This is a genomic window from Bulleidia sp. zg-1006 (genome assembly GCF_016812035.1).
In the GTDB taxonomy this organism is placed as follows: Bacteria; Bacillota_I; Bacilli_A; order Erysipelotrichales; family Erysipelotrichaceae; genus Bulleidia.
The window spans coordinates 654,937-669,923 of record NZ_CP069178.1; the positions used below are offsets into that span (position 1 = coordinate 654,937).

Sequence of the window (14,987 nt, forward strand, 5' to 3'; positions counted from 1 at the left end):
AGAGAATGGCGTATAGAGAGTGGGAAAGGCTGGAAACCCATCGCTATTGGCTTAGGAAAGCTACCTCTTAGAGTATGAAAACATACCGCTGATCGCGTTATTGATCTTATAGAGTGTACTTATTTCTTTTTTAAGAAGTGGTAAATCAGGATGGTACCGCGCTGGACGTTCCTGTCATAGGGAACTTTTTTTATGGAGGAAAAGATATGTCAAAGAAAAAACTAACCGGTAATGAAGTACGTCAATTGTTCTTAGATTTTTTCGCATCGAAGGGTTGTATGATTGAACCGGGGGCTTCTTTAGTGCCACATGATGATCCAACATTGCTTTGGATTAATGCCGGTGTCGCCGCTTTAAAGCCTTATTTTGATGGTCGCAAGAAGCCGGCCAGTCATCGTATTTGCAATGCTCAAAAATCCATTCGTACAAACGACATTGAAAATGTTGGTAAGACTGCTCGTCATCATACTTTCTTTGAAATGTTAGGTAATTTCTCAATTGGTGATTATTTCAAGGTAGAAGCAATCTCATGGGCTTGGCAATTTTTAACATCCAAAGATTATATCGGCTTTGAACCAGAACGTTTATACGTAACGGTTTATCCGGATGATCAAGAAGCAATCGATACTTGGGTTAAAGTGGGCATGATACCAAGCCATATTCGTAAAACCGATGATAACTTCTGGGAAATTGGTCGTGGACCTGGTGGACCCGATACAGAATTATACTATGACCGTGGAGAAAAGTACGATCCGGAGGGAAAAGGCGAAGAATTGTTCTTTAAAGATTTAGAAAATGACCGTTATATTGAAGTTTGGAATATTGTCTTTTCACAATACGATTGCCATCCCGGTGAAATGCCAAGAAGTGAATACCCTGAACTACCGCAAAAAAATATTGATACGGGTATGGGATTAGAACGTTTAGTGGCTTTAATTCAAGAGGGTGAAACTAACTTCGATACGGATTTATTTTTACCAATCATCCAGGCAACTGAAAAGCTGTCGAAGTTTTCTTATAGTGATGAAAAAGCGAAGATGGCTTATCGTGTAATAGCTGACCATATCCGTACTGTAACCTTTGCGATTGCGGATGGAGCCATGTTTTCTAATGAGGGTCGTGGATATATTTTAAGAAGAGTTTTAAGAAGAGCCGTTCGTTTTGGTTTGAAGCTTGGCATTGAAGGTGCATTCATGTACCAATTGGTTGAAGTGGTCGCAAAGAATATGGAAGCTTATTATCCTTATGTTGTTGAAAAGATTGATTTAATTTCAAAGCTTGTGAAAATGGAAGAAGAAGCCTTCCACCGTACTTTATCTATGGGTGAAAACCTTCTTCAATCTGCCATGAACCAGCACCAAAGTGAAAAGAAACTACCAGGGGATGTGGTGTTCCAATTGTACGATACCTACGGTTTCCCTTTTGAATTAACGAAGGAAATTTCTTCTGAAGCTGGTTATGTAGTCGATGAAGAAGGATTTAAAGCACAAATGAAAGCACAAAAAGAACGTGCTCGTAAAGCTCGTGGTGAGCAACAATCTATGCATGGTCAATCAGAAGACTTACTGAACTTTGAAGCTGAAAGTAATTTTGTTGGTTATGATCAAAAGGAGATGAACAGCTCTATTATCGCTTTATTTAAGGATGGAGAACGGGTTTCTTCTTTACTTGGTGAAGGGGATGTTGTTCTTAAAGAAACAGTCTTCTATGCAGAAAGTGGCGGTCAATGTGCTGATACGGGTATCTTGTCTTATGATGGGCAAGATATTCAAGTTACGGATGTACAGAAGGCTCCTAATGGTCAATTTTTACATCATGTGAACACAGCTGTTGAATTAAAAGAAGGTTTTAAAATTCATGGTCAATATGATTATGAAAATCGTGAATTAACTCGTGCAAACCATTCTTCCTTACACTTATTACAAGTGGCTTTAAAAAAGGTACTTGGGGACCATGTGGCGCAAGCTGGTTCATATAATTGCCCAAGCTATGCTCGTTTCGACTTTAACCATTTTGAAAAAATGAGTGAGGGACAACTAAAAGAAGTGGAAGATTTAGTGAATGATCAAATCATGGCTAATATTCCAGTTACAACGGAAGTTTTAGCCATTGAGGATGCGAAGAAGTCCGGTGCGACTGCTTTATTTGATGAGAAATATGGTGACTTTGTGCGAGTTGTATCGATGGGGGATTTCTCGAAAGAATTCTGTGGTGGAACGCATGTTCAAAATACTTCTGAATTAGGTTTATTCCATATTGAAAGTGAAGAAAGTATCGGATCGGGTGTACGTCGCATTACATCCACAACTAAAAAGGCAGCTTTCGATCATTTTAAAGAAATGGAAACTTATTTGAAAGAAAGTGCTTCTTTATTGAAATTAAAGAAATGGAATACTTTACAAGATCGCATTCATATCTTATTAGAAGAAAACGCAAGCTTACAAAGTCAAATCAAAGAATTAAAAGTAGAAAAGATGAAGGTAGAAAGCGAAGCTCTTCTTAGTAAAAAAGAAGAAATTCATGGCTTGAATGTCTTAATCTTAGAGCTACAGGGGCAAGATAATTCCGGACTAAAAGATTATGCGGTATTATTAAGAAATAAATTAGAGAATGGTTTTGTGTTAATTGCGAATACAACGGATGATAAGGTAGTCTTTGTGGCGGCGGCTAGTCCGGCAGCGATTGCGAAAGGGGTTTGTGCTGGTGATGTTGTGAAAAAAGTGGCGCAATTGACGGGTGGTAATGGTGGCGGTAAGCCGGATTTAGCCCAAGCTGGTGGGAATGAAGTGGATAAAGTGAATTTAGCTTTAAAAAGTATTCGTGAATCACTATAATTTATTTTTAAATCAAATAAAATTGTTATAGAATGAAAAGGGAATAGGAGGGGTACATTATGAATGAGAAAAATCGTGAATTGACAGAAACTGTTAGTTTCAATGCGGAAGAGTTGCGTCGTGAGAATATTAAGGAAGTTCTTCAGCACGTTGAAAAAGCGTTGACAGAAAGAGGATATAATGCGATTAACCAAATGGCCGGTTTCTTAATTTCAAATGATCCTGCTTATATTTCTTCGCATAATAATGCTCGCAACATCATTCAATCGATTGAGCGTCATGAGATTATTGAGGAATTGGTTCGTTATTATTTAGAGGGACAAAATAAGTGAGTAAATACCTAGGATTAGATCTAGGCAGTGTTACATGTGGTGTTAGTGCTTCAGAAACTGGTTTTATTGCCCATACTGTTGAAACCATTCGTTTTAAGAGTGAAGATTATAATGAAGCCATGGATAAAGTGTTAGCGGTAATTGAAAGAGAAAAGCCTGATGAAATTGTATTGGGCTATCCCTTGCTTTTAAATGGGGATGTAGGTCCTAGAGCGAAGTTGTCAGAAGAGTTTAAGGAAGTTTTAGAGGCAGAATGTGGTTTACCTGTGCATTTAATGGATGAACGTTTTACCACGGTTGAAGCCGAAGAAATTCTTTTACAAGCCGATGTTTCGCGTAAGAAGAGAAAAAAGAAGATTGATCAGTTAGCGGCGGTACAAATTCTTCAATATTATTTGGACCGCTATGGAAAGAGGTAATCATGCAAGAAGATCGCATGCTGATACAGCTAGACGATGGAAGAGAAAAAGAAGTTCACATTTTATTTACGGTTCAAAAAGATGGGAAAGACTATGTGGTATTTGAAGATTTGGATAACCAAGATGGTACCGTTTATGCCTATCTTTATGATGAAAACAATGAATTAGTTGCACTTTCGGATGAGGATATGGAAATGATGGAAGAAGTGATTCAAGCTTTTAGTGAGGAGGAATACGAAGAATGAAAAAAATTCTCCGATTTTTGTCCTTTTTAGTTCTTGTACTTATATTAGGTGCCGGGCTTTATGGTGGTTATGGCTTTTGGATGGTTCAAAAGCCAATGAGTGCCGCTTCCAGCAAACAAGTTTTTATCATTGAAGCAAACACACGTTCAAAAACCATTTTCCAAAATCTTGAGAAACAAGGTTTAATTCACAACGCAAATTTTGCGCAATTGTATGCAAAAATCAATAAGATCGGTAATTTTAAGGCAGGGCAATTTGAGGTAGATAAAGCTTGGGATTTGAAAACATTAATTACCACTTTATCCGATATTAAAAAAGCCCAATCCGGCTTAAGTAAAGTGTCGGTGATTGATGGTTATTGGGCAAAGGATATTGCAAAAGCCGTGGCAGTGAAAACCAATGTAAAAGAAGAAGATTTATTGAAACTTTGGAAGAATAAAGTTTGGATTCAATCCATTCAAAGAGACTATCCTTTTTTAACCGAGGATATTTTCAAAGCTTCTATTCGTTATTCTTTAGAAGGCTATTTATCCCCGGCGACTTATTCGTTTGACCATAACACAAGTGCTGAAAAGGTAACGAAAACTTTATTAAATCAAAGTTTGAAGATTTATCAGAAATATGAATCTGAATTTAAGAAATCCTCACTATCGGTTTCAGAAGTTTATACCTTAGCTTCGATTATTCAGTATGAATCCGGCTCTAAATTAGAAGAAGGCAGAGTGATTGCAGGTATTTTTCTGAATCGTTTGAAGGCAAAGATGCCTTTGGGTTCTTCCTCTAGTGTATGTTATGCCATGAATGTGGAAAGAGCGAAGGGAGATTGGAAAGCTTGTGAGGTCAATTCCAATGTGGATTCTCCTTATAATACTTATAAAAATAGAGGTCTACCGCCGGGACCAATCAATAATCCTGGAGAAGTAGCGATTCAAGCGGCTTTAAATCCACAAGAGACAGATTATTTGTTCTTTATGCATGATGTGAAAACAGGTAAAGTGTATTATGCAAAGACTTATGAAGAACACCAAAAGAATGTGAAGGAACATTTAAATCTAAAGTCATGAGGGAAAGTGCAGTAACTTACTTGGTATCTAAGAAACAAATTTTGATGTTACTAAGGAATAAAAAAGAAAAAGATCTCAATGCCGGTAAATGGCTTGGTGTTGGTGGTAAGAAGGAAGTCTATGAAACGATAGAAGAATGTGCGATGCGAGAGGTTTATGAAGAAACAGGCTATCGAATTCGCTCTTTAAAAGCAATGGGAATCCTAGATTTTGTGTATCCGTATTTGGATGTAGAAAGAATTCATGTTTTTCTTTGTCAAGAATTTGATGGTATTGAAAAAGAATGTTTAGAGGGTGAACTGCATTGGATTGATATTTCAAAAATGGATGCTTTAAATCTTTGGTCAGGTGATCGTTATTTCTTGCCTAAGATAGTAGAAAATGATTGTCCCTACTTTCATTATGTAATGAAGTATGATGAACAAGACGTATTGGTGGATGTAAAGGAGTTAGTATGAGTAAGCCGATCATTATTGGAATTGCGGGGGGTAGTGCCTCAGGAAAAACAACGATATCGAGAACCATCCAAGAACGTTTTAAGGAAAGAACATCAGTTATAACCATTCGTCAAGATGATTATTATAAGGACCAATCGCATTTAACGATGGAAGAAAGAGTGAAAACGAACTATGATCATCCCTTTGCTTTTGATAATGGGCTTTTGATTCAACAATTGAAGGAATTATTAAACCATAAACCAATTGAAAAGCCTACCTATGATTTCGTGAATCATACGCGTAGTTCGGTAACGGAAGTGGTTGTGGCTTGTGATGTGATTGTCTTAGAAGGATTGTATGTTTTAGAAGAAGAGAAACTTCGTTCACTTTGTGACATTAAAATTTTTGTTGAAACGGATGCTGATGTACGCTTTATTCGTCGCTTGGTGCGTGATGTGAAAGAAAGAGGACGTTCTTTGGATTCCATCGTGACGCAATACATGACAACCGTTCGCTCAATGCACAATTTATTTGTGGAGCCAAGTAAGCGTTATGCGGATGTGATTATTCCGGAGGGCGGTCGCAATACGGTTGCGATTGATTTGATTACAACAAAAATTGATAGTATCCTCAATATAATGATGGTATAATTTAACGGATTAAGGAGTATTTTATGTCAGAAAATAAAATTTATGTTACTCAAGAAGGTCTTAAAAAGTTACAAGATGAATATGATAATCTTGTCCACGTTGTTCGCGAACAAGTAAAAACCGAATTAGCTGAAGCCCGTGCGCAAGGGGACTTAAGTGAAAACGCTGATTATGATGCAGCTCGTGAAATGCAAGCGCAAGTGGAATCTCGTATTGCGGAATTAGAAAATAATTTACAAAACTATGTCTTAATTGATACCACAAAAACAAAAGATTCCACAACGGTTCGTATTGGGGCAACGGTTCAATTGGAATTTTTAGATACCAAAGAAGTGAATGAATATATGATTGTCGGTTCGACAGAAGCGGATCCTTTAAACGGTAAGCTATCTAACGAAACACCTTTAGCCCAAGCTATCTTGGATCATAAGGTGGGTGATACCGTTTCAGTGAATGTCGCAAAGCCATACAAGGTAATTATTATTTCAGTTAAGTAAGGATTTTAAAATTGATTGGTAAAACGATAAGAGGGGTGTTTCCTATGAGACGACTGCTTATTGTTTTTTTATGTTTTCTTTCTTCATGCCGGCCAAAGTCTTATTTAGATGTTCAAGAAATTGATCAAACAAATATTCGCATTACAATTATGACAGAAAAGCAGGAACGGAAAGAACTTGTTATCCAAGCAAATAGTACTATTGAAGATATCGCAAAGCTTGTTCCGATTGATTTTCAAAAGCACCATTACAATCCTAAACAAGTCCTTCATGAAGGGGATGTATTATTTTTAGATGCAAAAGAAAGTACTAAGGTATCTTTAAATACAGCCAGTCTTAACGATTTCATGAAAATAAAAGGCATAGGCAAAAAGATGGCACAAAGAATTTTGGATTATCGGAAAGAAAATGGACTTTTTCAAAAGCTGGATGACTTACAAAAAGTCAAAGGAATTGGTAAGAAAAAGTATGAAGAACTCCAAAGCCAAATTACTTTATAAAGCTATTCAAGATTGTCTTTTAGAAGTGGCTATATTTTCTATCTTAATCCACATTTGTGCAGAGAAATATCGCATTTATGCGCTTTTGTCTTCGCTTTTATATTTATTATTCAAGTATAAAAAATGGTATTATTTTCTTATATTTCCTTTACTAGTAATACCATGTTTCTTAAAGGTATCCATTCAGTTAAATCATTTAACATTGATTGAAAAAAGGGAAGCTTCATCAGTGATGGTGGATAGTTTTGGTCAAAAAATCATCCTTAAGAGAACATTGCAAGAACCGTTGGGTAGCCTTTATGCCATAGAAGGAAAGGTTGAAAAAAGTAATCATCAAGATTTATTGACTTTACCTTTGCTAACACAAAGAGATAGCTTAAAACCAAAAGAAATTCATCTTCTTCGACAAGGAAAGGGGTATTTAGCTCAAATTGAAAAGAAAATAGAAGAGGTTTCATTCAAACAAAAGGATTTCTTACAATCTATTTTATTGGGTTATTACCAAAAAGGTTTTTTCCATGGCTTTGCTTGGATTGGTTTGGTGAAGATGATTTCATTTCTTTTTCGTTATCATTTAGACCGTACGCAAAGAAAATACTTAGAAATCATTTTGTATACACTAATTCTTATCTTCCTAAGTTATCAAACTATTCTTGTTTTGCATATCTTATGTCATTTCATTTCATTTCTGAATTGGGATAAAGCGAATCAATATGGTTTATTGCTGTATAGTAGTTTACTTCTATTTCAAAAAGAGTTCTTTTCATTGGGAATTTTAGTAGCACTTTTTTATCAAAGTGAATTCTTATGGCGATTAAAGAAAAGAGATGCCTTTTTTCTTCGTTTTTTATGTTCCATGTATGTGTTTGGCTCGTTTCAAATTCTAATGACCATTGGCTATTCATTCTTTCGAAAGATACAGGCTTTTTTGTATTTAATTTGTTTGTTTTATGTATATACAAAACAAGCCTTTCTTTTTAATAGCATTCAAATTCTGTTTCACCCATTTACCTTTTTAGATAACCTGCGCATTGGCTATTCTTTTTCTTGTTTGTGGTGGGTTTTGATTGGGGTATTTTTCTTCTTGAAAAGAAAAACAATGTTCTTAATTCTATGTTCTATTTTTATCCTTATTAGTCCTTATTTCAGCCGACAAGTTATTTTAGTAAGCCGGCAAGGATTACCACTATTTTTGCTTCAAAATGGTCAACATCTAAAGATTGTTCATGCCGGTCAATGCTTAGATAACTTTTTAGAAAACTATCAAAAAAAGTATCCTTTTAGAGACTATGTTTTGATAGATGGTCGAAAGAAACTGATTCAAATGGGGGATTTTCTTTGGAACTTTTCCGATCAAACACCCAAATATAAAGCCAAGTATTTGATTCTGGATAATGCGAAGAATTTTATAGAAAAAATGGATCGAAGCGAAGCGAAAATTCTTATTTTATCAAAATCTTTAAAAATTAGTCAGGAACAATTTTTAAAAGAAAATCATAAACTTTATTTTAGTTTGCAAGAAGAAAAAGGACTGCGTGTTCTTTTTTGGAAATTTGGTATACAAATCCAAACAGGAAAAGGGAATTTTGCTATAATGAGTGCTGATGAATAGTGTGTATTTAATTAGTGGCGATGATCGTTACCGAAAGGAAGAATACCTTTCCTTTTTAAAGCAAACAAAGGAAATTGAAACAAGTGAAATTGAGATTTTTGATGCTTCTAAAGTCAAGAACTTTTCCATGCCACTTTTCTTTCATAGCTTGGCTAGCCAAAGTTTATTTGATATGGGAAAAAGAATGGTCATTTTAAAAGATGCCTATTTTTTATCCACTTCTACAACCAAAGGGAATGAGAAAGATTTAGACTATTTTCAAAAAGAAATGGTCTTGTACCTAAAAGATCCTAATGAACAAATTGTGCTTGTTATCTATATGGATGAAGTTAATTTGGATGTGCGAAAGAAATTAGTGAAATTTCTGAAGAAAGAAAATATCGAACAAAAAACATTCACCGCTTTAAAGCCATGGGAATTTCCAACTTATGCAAAGCAACGATTGCAACAGGAAAAACTTTCGCTTAATCGAGTAGCTTTTGATGAACTCATTCTTCGAGTTCAAAATGATAGTCTTCTTTTACAAAGAGCAGTTGAAAAACTAAAACTTATTCCTAAAGATTGTTATGATTTAAAGGATATTGAAGAACTAGTTAGTTATTCACCGGAAGTGGATGTTTATGCATTAGGTAATGTTTTTTTAGAGGGGGATTTCAAAAAAACCTGGAAAATTTTAAAACGATTTCAAGCAGCCGGCGTAGACACGCAAGCTCAAATTGCTTTATTGGCTTCAAGATTGCGTCATTTATATGACATGAAGGAATTAAGAGAACTTGGTTACGATGAAATGACCATTGCTACGCGCTTGCGAGTAAAACCCTATGCCATTCAAAAAGGCTTAGAAGCTTGTTCTTCTTGTTCGGCCTTGTCACTTTTAAAATTTTTAAAAGAATTAGCGGATTTAGATCAGGAAATCAAAATTGGAAAAATTGACGCAAAACAAGGATTTGAGTATTTCATCCTTAGAAATGGAAGGACCTATGCAAGCAATTAGAGAGTTATATAAGATAGGAAGAGGACCAAGTTCATCACACACCTTAGCTCCCGAAAGAGCTTGTCGCTTATTTGTGCAAGAATTTGGTGAGCATCCTTACTATGAGGTGGAATTATATGGTTCTTTGTCTTTAACAGGAAAGGGACACAATACGGATTTAATCATCCAAGAAACTTTGCCAGGTAAAGTGGAAATTAAATGGAAGCTGGAATGGAAAGAGGATTTCCCAAATGGCTTTTATTTAAAGGCTTTTAATGAGAAAAAAGAGCTGGAACATATATGGACTGTTTTTTCGCTGGGTGGAGGAAGTATTCAGGTCTTAGAAAAAGACTTTGATTTTAATGATGAAGTTTATGTAGAAAACAACTTTAATGAAATCAAAGTTGTTTTAGAGAAGAAACAATGGGATTTGTTGGACTATGTTTTATCGTATGAACCAGATATTCTAAGTTATTTAGAAGAGGTTATTTTAGCCGAGATGAATAGTGTTTCAAATGGTTTAAAAAGAGAAGGGATTTTGCCTGGAAATCTAAAATTAGCTCGTTGTGCTAAGGATTTATTTGAATTAGCTAAAGGGGATGAGCGACTGCAAATTATGTCTTATGCTTATGCGGCCAATGAAGAAAATGCATCTATGAGAACGGTTGTTACAGCACCGACCTTGGGTGCTTGTGGAATTATTGCGGCTTTATCCTACTATTTGGTGGTGGATAAAGGCTATACTGTTTCCGAGGTAGCGAAAGCTTTAGCAGTCGGTGGTGTGTTTGGTAATGTCATTAAACAAAACGCAACGATTTCTGGGGCGATGGGTGGATGTCAAGCCGAAGTTGGTTCAGCCGTATCCATGGCTTGTGCTATGTTGGCTTGGATTCGTAAAGAAAATTTAGAAGTGATTGAATCAGCGGCGGAAATTGGTATGGAACATCACCTTGGTTTGACCTGTGATCCGGTGCAAGGCTATGTGATGATTCCTTGTATTGAAAGAAATAGTCAAGGGATATTGCGTGTTTTGGATTCGGTTCACTTAGCTTCCACTTTAAGAAAAATTAAGAAAGGTCGTATTAATTTTGACACGATTGTTGAAACAATGAAGGAAACAGGACGTGTTATGGACATTCAACTTCGGGAAACATCAAAGGGTGGTCTGGCAAAATTTTATAAGGATTCGCAATGTTGAAAAAGAAGATAGAATTATTGGCTCCGGCAGGTAGTATGGAAAGTTTAATAGCAGCAATTGAAGGCGGTTGTGATGCGGTGTATCTTGGCTTGTCTTCTTATTCCGCAAGAGCCTTTGCCCCAAACTTTTCATTGGATAATATTGCCGAAGTGATTGCGTATTGTCATATTCGTAGTGTACGGGTGTATGTAACGATGAATACGCTTATTTATGAATCGGAACTAAAAGGCGTTCAAAAGGCAGTAGATGTGTTATACCATGCGGATGTGGATGGTATCTTGGTACAAGATTTAGGTTTATACCATTATATTCATGAAGTTTATCCGGATTTAGATTTGCATTGTTCCACGCAAATGCACGTTCATAATGTGGCCGGGGTTCGCTTTATGAAGGAACAAGGTGCTTCGCGTATTGTGGTAGCGCGTGAGAGCTCTTTAGAAACCATTCAAAAGATGTGCCAAGAAGATATTGAAATTGAAGTTTTTGTGTATGGTGCCATTTGTATTGCGTATAGTGGACAATGTTTGATGTCTTCAGTAATGAAAAATCGTTCTGCTAATCGAGGAGCTTGCGCCCAAAATTGTCGTTTGAAGTACAAAGAAGATGGATCCTTTTCCAAAGAAGGAGAGTATGCTTTAAGTCCCAAGGATTTAAATGCGCTTGAATTGGTTCCCGATTTAATTGAAATGGGTGTTGCTAGTTTGAAGATTGAAGGACGTATGAAGAAAGCGGAATACGTTTATACAGTTACTAAAGCCTTTCGAGAAGCAATTGATGCTCACTACAATCACCAAAGTTATCATTTATCCAGGACAAAAGAAAAAGAGCTATTAGAACTCTTCAACCGTGGTTTTTCAAGAGGGCATCTAGCCCATTCTTCAACGTTTGAAAGGATGTCTCATGTTCGAGCAAATCATCAAGGAATTCCACTAGGTAAAGTGAAAGCTATTCATGGTCACTTTATTGAAATTATTTTGCAAGAAGACTTAAATCAAGGAGATGGAATTCGTATTTTATCGTATCCAGAAGACATTGGCTTTGTGGTCAATAAGATGGAGAATAAGAAACATTTATTAACCAATAAGGCTAAAAAAGGGGAAGTTGTTCAAGTGTATTGTCCGGAAGGCTGGCCAAAGATAAATGATGAAGTTCGCTTAACAAGCAATTCGTATTTATTGAAAGAAGTTTCTTCCCTAATTGAGAAACATGAAAGACGTGTTTCTTTGTCCATTCATTTAGTGGCGAAGGTGAATCAGTTTTTGTGTATGCAAGTGAAAGATGGTACTCATAAATTTCAATTAGTAGCAAAAATGAAGTGCCAAAAAGCTTTAAAGCAACCTCTAAGTCAAGAACGTTTAAAAGAAGCATTCGGACAATTAACCAATTCTGCTTATCGCTTAGACAACTTTTCTTGTGAGTTAGAAAAAATCTTTTTACCAATGAAAGAAATCAATGAGCTTAGAAGGAGGATGATTCAAAAGTTAGATGAAATTCGTTCCACCTTTCATAAGCGCATTGGGAAACAAAATTATCAATTCAAACTGGATAACCCGCATTACCAAGGAGAACGCTTATTGGTTCGTGGTGCAGTTTCTTCTGTAAAAGCCCGTTATTTACAAAAAAAGGATTATACAGCGGTGGTGGATGAATATTTACTTGAACCTAGTGACCATGAAAACCAAGTGTTAAATGAACTGGGTGATTTCTATGGTCAAAATAAACACTGTCTTGCAGGAATGCCTCTTAATATTAGCAATAGTTATGCGATGGCGTATTTCTTATCCTTGAAGGGAGTGGATGCCTTGATTTTATCAAGTGAATTAAATCCACTACAAATTCGAGATATGATTCAAAATTTTGAAAACCGTTATGGCTTTACAGCATTTACCTATCAATTTGTGTTTGGTAAAAGAGACTTAATGATTATTAAGCATGGCTTTGAAGAAAAAAATATAAAACAATTAAGTGATTTGCAGGACAATATTTATGATTTGTCTTATACTAATGAGCAGGTAATCATTCATGAGCCTAAGAATTTTCACGCTTCAAATCAATATGCGCAGGGCAGTTATTTGATTATGAATGAGAAACTAGATAACGCAAATAAAATTTTGGAGGATGCGTATGAAGAACTTTATGAACGAATTTAAAGATTTTGCCTTAAAAGGAAATGTAATGGATTTGGCTATTGGTGTTATTATCGGTGGCGCATTTCAAACCATTATTAAGTCATTTATTGAAAACATTATTAATCCAATCATTGGTATTTTATTCCAAGCCGATTTTGGCAAGGTTGTGATTCAAATGGGACCTGTCAACTTAGGAATTGGTGCTTTTTTATCAGCCGTGATTAACTTTGTGTTATTAGCTTTAGTCTTATTTGTGATGGTAAAAGCTATTAATAAGTTAAAGAAACCAGTTGAGGAAGAAGAAAGTGCAGCTGTGAAATCAGATGAGGCTCAATTATTGGAAGAAATCTTAAATCAATTAAAGAAACAATAAATTGAATAAAAACTACCACATAAACAGTTAATTGTGGATATTGGAAGGGCAAAATATACTGTAAACCTCCCTTCAAAAATATCCGAATAAAAGAAGCTAATTATTGAGGTGACCCCCAAAAGTTAGACCAAAATTCTAACGATTGGGAGGTAAAGATGGTAAGGATAAGAAGTCCCACTCAAAACAATTTAATATATAAGATATTTAGCGATTGAATTAAAAGTTCAGTTGCTTTTTTATTAGAAATTTAAAGATTAAGGAGAAGAAATTAATGGATAGAGAAATGATAAATATTAATGCAAATTTAGTCAGGGAAGCTGAATTTTCAGAATTTGAAAAAGATGGAGAAAGTGTTCAAGTAGCAAACTTCACTTTGGTGAAGAAGTACGGAGGTGGTAAGGAATACACCAAATGCTCGGTGTATGGTGAAAAAAGTGAAATGGCAAGGGACTTTAAGAAAGGCGATTTCATCCATGTGTTTGGCTACTTCAAGGAAAGAGCCAAGGAATCAAGCAATTTATGGCAAAGTAAAGACGGAATGACACAACAAAATCTCTAAAACAAAGGTATATATCAAGCAAATGTTGAATACAATCAATATTAGTGATATAATAACAACGGTATTTACAAAAGAAAAGAGGGTTGATATGGCACTAAACTATAAACCATTATGGATACAACTTGCAAAGAAAGGCTTAAAGAAAACAGATGTTATAGCAATGGCGAATTTAACAACTAATGTTATGGCACAGATGGGAAAAAATAAGCCGATAACACTTAAAAATTTAGAGAGAATATGCAAAGCACTTGACTGTACACCTAACGATGTATTCTCTTTTGATGATGAATGTGTTGAAAAGGAAGAGGTGTAATGAATGAAGGTAAAATAAAATTTCACAGTATTTATTATAGATATATATTATTTTTGTTTTCATTTTCTATAATGACATTATATGCAATATCAGATGCTATGGGTGGCAATATCAATTTCTTTAACGGCTTCTTAGTTATAGAGAGAGAATGGTTAAAATATATTGTAGTTGGAGTTTCTGTTATCATTATCGGTATATTTTCATTTGTAAAGTGGAAATTTTATATCTGTAAAACAGGAATTTATTTGAGAAAAATAGATTTACTTGTGCCTTGGGAAGATATTGTTGCAGTCAGTCATATTTGGCTTAATGAAGCTAGTGGTTCGATAGGTAATTTATATTTATACCATCGTAAAACACTTGTTATTTATAGAAAGCAATATAAACCGATTTGTATTTACAATATTTCTGTTTTAGCATTATATGCAGCAAAATTTTATAATCCCTACCTAAAAACGAATATTGTATCGGCTACTTTAGCTACTATTTTTAATGTTATTCTGAACGGACTCATATTTTATGAACTTTGGTTTAATCATTTGAATAGCATAAAACTTGAGGCTTTGATTGTTTGGGCTATTCTATATGCAATAAAGTCATCGGTATTTCCGTTAGTCATGGTTAAACATCAAAATAAGCTGTATGGAGCATATTTATTCCATGACACAGCGTATAAGAAAAATCCTTCAAATGCAATTCATTTATAAAATAAGGAATTTGATAATGAAGAAAGCATATTTATTTGTGATTTAGTTTGTCATAACATTACTAACAGGCTATGCCTGTTTAAAAGAATATGAGAAGAAATAAAGGCAGGAAGTAGAGTTATGATAAAATCAGACATTCGAAATT

General features: G+C 35.1%; 17 protein-coding genes. All 17 read left to right on the forward strand.

The features are described 5' to 3' along the window. Positions 1 to 206: 206 nt before the first annotated feature. The 17 genes from alaS (at position 207) to JOS54_RS03370 (ending at position 14,842) form a co-directional block, all read left to right on the forward strand. Complete coding sequence (gene alaS, locus JOS54_RS03290) at positions 207 to 2,834, forward strand: alanine--tRNA ligase (RefSeq protein WP_203245646.1); 2,628 nt, start codon at positions 207 to 209, stop codon at positions 2,832 to 2,834. A gap of 59 nt (positions 2,835 to 2,893) precedes the next feature. Next, positions 2,894 to 3,166, forward strand: a complete 273-nt coding sequence (locus JOS54_RS03295; RefSeq protein WP_006627435.1) for an IreB family regulatory phosphoprotein — start codon at positions 2,894 to 2,896, stop codon at positions 3,164 to 3,166. Further along, positions 3,163 to 3,585 (forward strand): Holliday junction resolvase RuvX, encoded by a 423-nt coding sequence (gene ruvX / locus JOS54_RS03300; protein ID WP_203245647.1) that lies wholly within the window; start codon positions 3,163 to 3,165, stop codon positions 3,583 to 3,585. Before JOS54_RS03295 ends, ruvX begins: the two co-directional genes overlap by 4 nt. A 2-nt stretch (positions 3,586 to 3,587) precedes the next feature. Continuing rightward, complete coding sequence (locus JOS54_RS03305; protein WP_203245648.1) at positions 3,588 to 3,830, forward strand: DUF1292 domain-containing protein; 243 nt, start codon at positions 3,588 to 3,590, stop codon at positions 3,828 to 3,830. Next, entirely contained in the window at positions 3,827 to 4,894 is a 1,068-nt protein-coding gene (mltG, locus tag JOS54_RS03310) for an endolytic transglycosylase MltG (protein WP_203245649.1), read from the forward strand. The genes JOS54_RS03305 and mltG overlap by 4 nt, the downstream gene beginning before the upstream one ends. Continuing rightward, positions 4,891 to 5,352 (forward strand): 8-oxo-dGTP diphosphatase, encoded by a 462-nt coding sequence (locus tag JOS54_RS03315; protein ID WP_203245650.1) that lies wholly within the window; start codon positions 4,891 to 4,893, stop codon positions 5,350 to 5,352. Before mltG ends, JOS54_RS03315 begins: the two co-directional genes overlap by 4 nt. Then, entirely contained in the window at positions 5,349 to 5,981 is a 633-nt protein-coding gene (gene udk, locus JOS54_RS03320) for a uridine kinase (protein WP_203245651.1), read from the forward strand. The genes JOS54_RS03315 and udk overlap by 4 nt, the downstream gene beginning before the upstream one ends. A gap of 23 nt (positions 5,982 to 6,004) precedes the next feature. Then, positions 6,005 to 6,478, forward strand: coding sequence for a transcription elongation factor GreA (greA, locus tag JOS54_RS03325; protein ID WP_203245652.1), 474 nt, complete (start codon positions 6,005 to 6,007; stop codon positions 6,476 to 6,478). Between the two features lie 44 nt (positions 6,479 to 6,522). Then, positions 6,523 to 6,978, forward strand: a complete 456-nt coding sequence (locus JOS54_RS03330) for a ComEA family DNA-binding protein (protein ID WP_203245653.1) — start codon at positions 6,523 to 6,525, stop codon at positions 6,976 to 6,978. Further along, positions 6,947 to 8,590 carry a hypothetical protein gene (locus JOS54_RS03335; protein ID WP_203245654.1) on the forward strand — a complete coding sequence of 548 codons (1,644 nt, stop codon included), beginning with the start codon at positions 6,947 to 6,949 and terminating at the stop codon, positions 8,588 to 8,590. The genes JOS54_RS03330 and JOS54_RS03335 overlap by 32 nt, the downstream gene beginning before the upstream one ends. After that, positions 8,583 to 9,584, forward strand: coding sequence for a DNA polymerase III subunit delta (gene holA, locus JOS54_RS03340; protein WP_203245655.1), 1,002 nt, complete (start codon positions 8,583 to 8,585; stop codon positions 9,582 to 9,584). Before JOS54_RS03335 ends, holA begins: the two co-directional genes overlap by 8 nt. Beyond that, complete coding sequence (locus JOS54_RS03345; protein WP_238928373.1) at positions 9,571 to 10,761, forward strand: L-serine ammonia-lyase, iron-sulfur-dependent, subunit alpha; 1,191 nt, start codon at positions 9,571 to 9,573, stop codon at positions 10,759 to 10,761. The genes holA and JOS54_RS03345 overlap by 14 nt, the downstream gene beginning before the upstream one ends. Next, entirely contained in the window at positions 10,755 to 12,911 is a 2,157-nt protein-coding gene (locus JOS54_RS03350) for a U32 family peptidase (RefSeq protein ID WP_203245656.1), read from the forward strand. Before JOS54_RS03345 ends, JOS54_RS03350 begins: the two co-directional genes overlap by 7 nt. Continuing rightward, complete coding sequence (gene mscL, locus JOS54_RS03355) at positions 12,886 to 13,263, forward strand: large conductance mechanosensitive channel protein MscL (RefSeq protein WP_203245657.1); 378 nt, start codon at positions 12,886 to 12,888, stop codon at positions 13,261 to 13,263. The genes JOS54_RS03350 and mscL overlap by 26 nt, the downstream gene beginning before the upstream one ends. Positions 13,264 to 13,534: 271 nt before the next feature. After that, positions 13,535 to 13,822, forward strand: coding sequence for a single-stranded DNA-binding protein (locus JOS54_RS03360; RefSeq protein WP_203245658.1), 288 nt, complete (start codon positions 13,535 to 13,537; stop codon positions 13,820 to 13,822). An 88-nt stretch (positions 13,823 to 13,910) separates the two neighbouring features. Next, complete coding sequence (locus JOS54_RS03365) at positions 13,911 to 14,135, forward strand: helix-turn-helix transcriptional regulator (protein ID WP_203245659.1); 225 nt, start codon at positions 13,911 to 13,913, stop codon at positions 14,133 to 14,135. Then, the gene (locus JOS54_RS03370; protein WP_203245660.1) at positions 14,135 to 14,842 is read left to right on the forward strand and encodes a hypothetical protein; all 708 of its coding nucleotides are present in this window, start codon (positions 14,135 to 14,137) and stop codon (positions 14,840 to 14,842) included. The genes JOS54_RS03365 and JOS54_RS03370 overlap by 1 nt, the downstream gene beginning before the upstream one ends. The last annotated feature ends 145 nt before the right edge of the window (positions 14,843 to 14,987 follow it).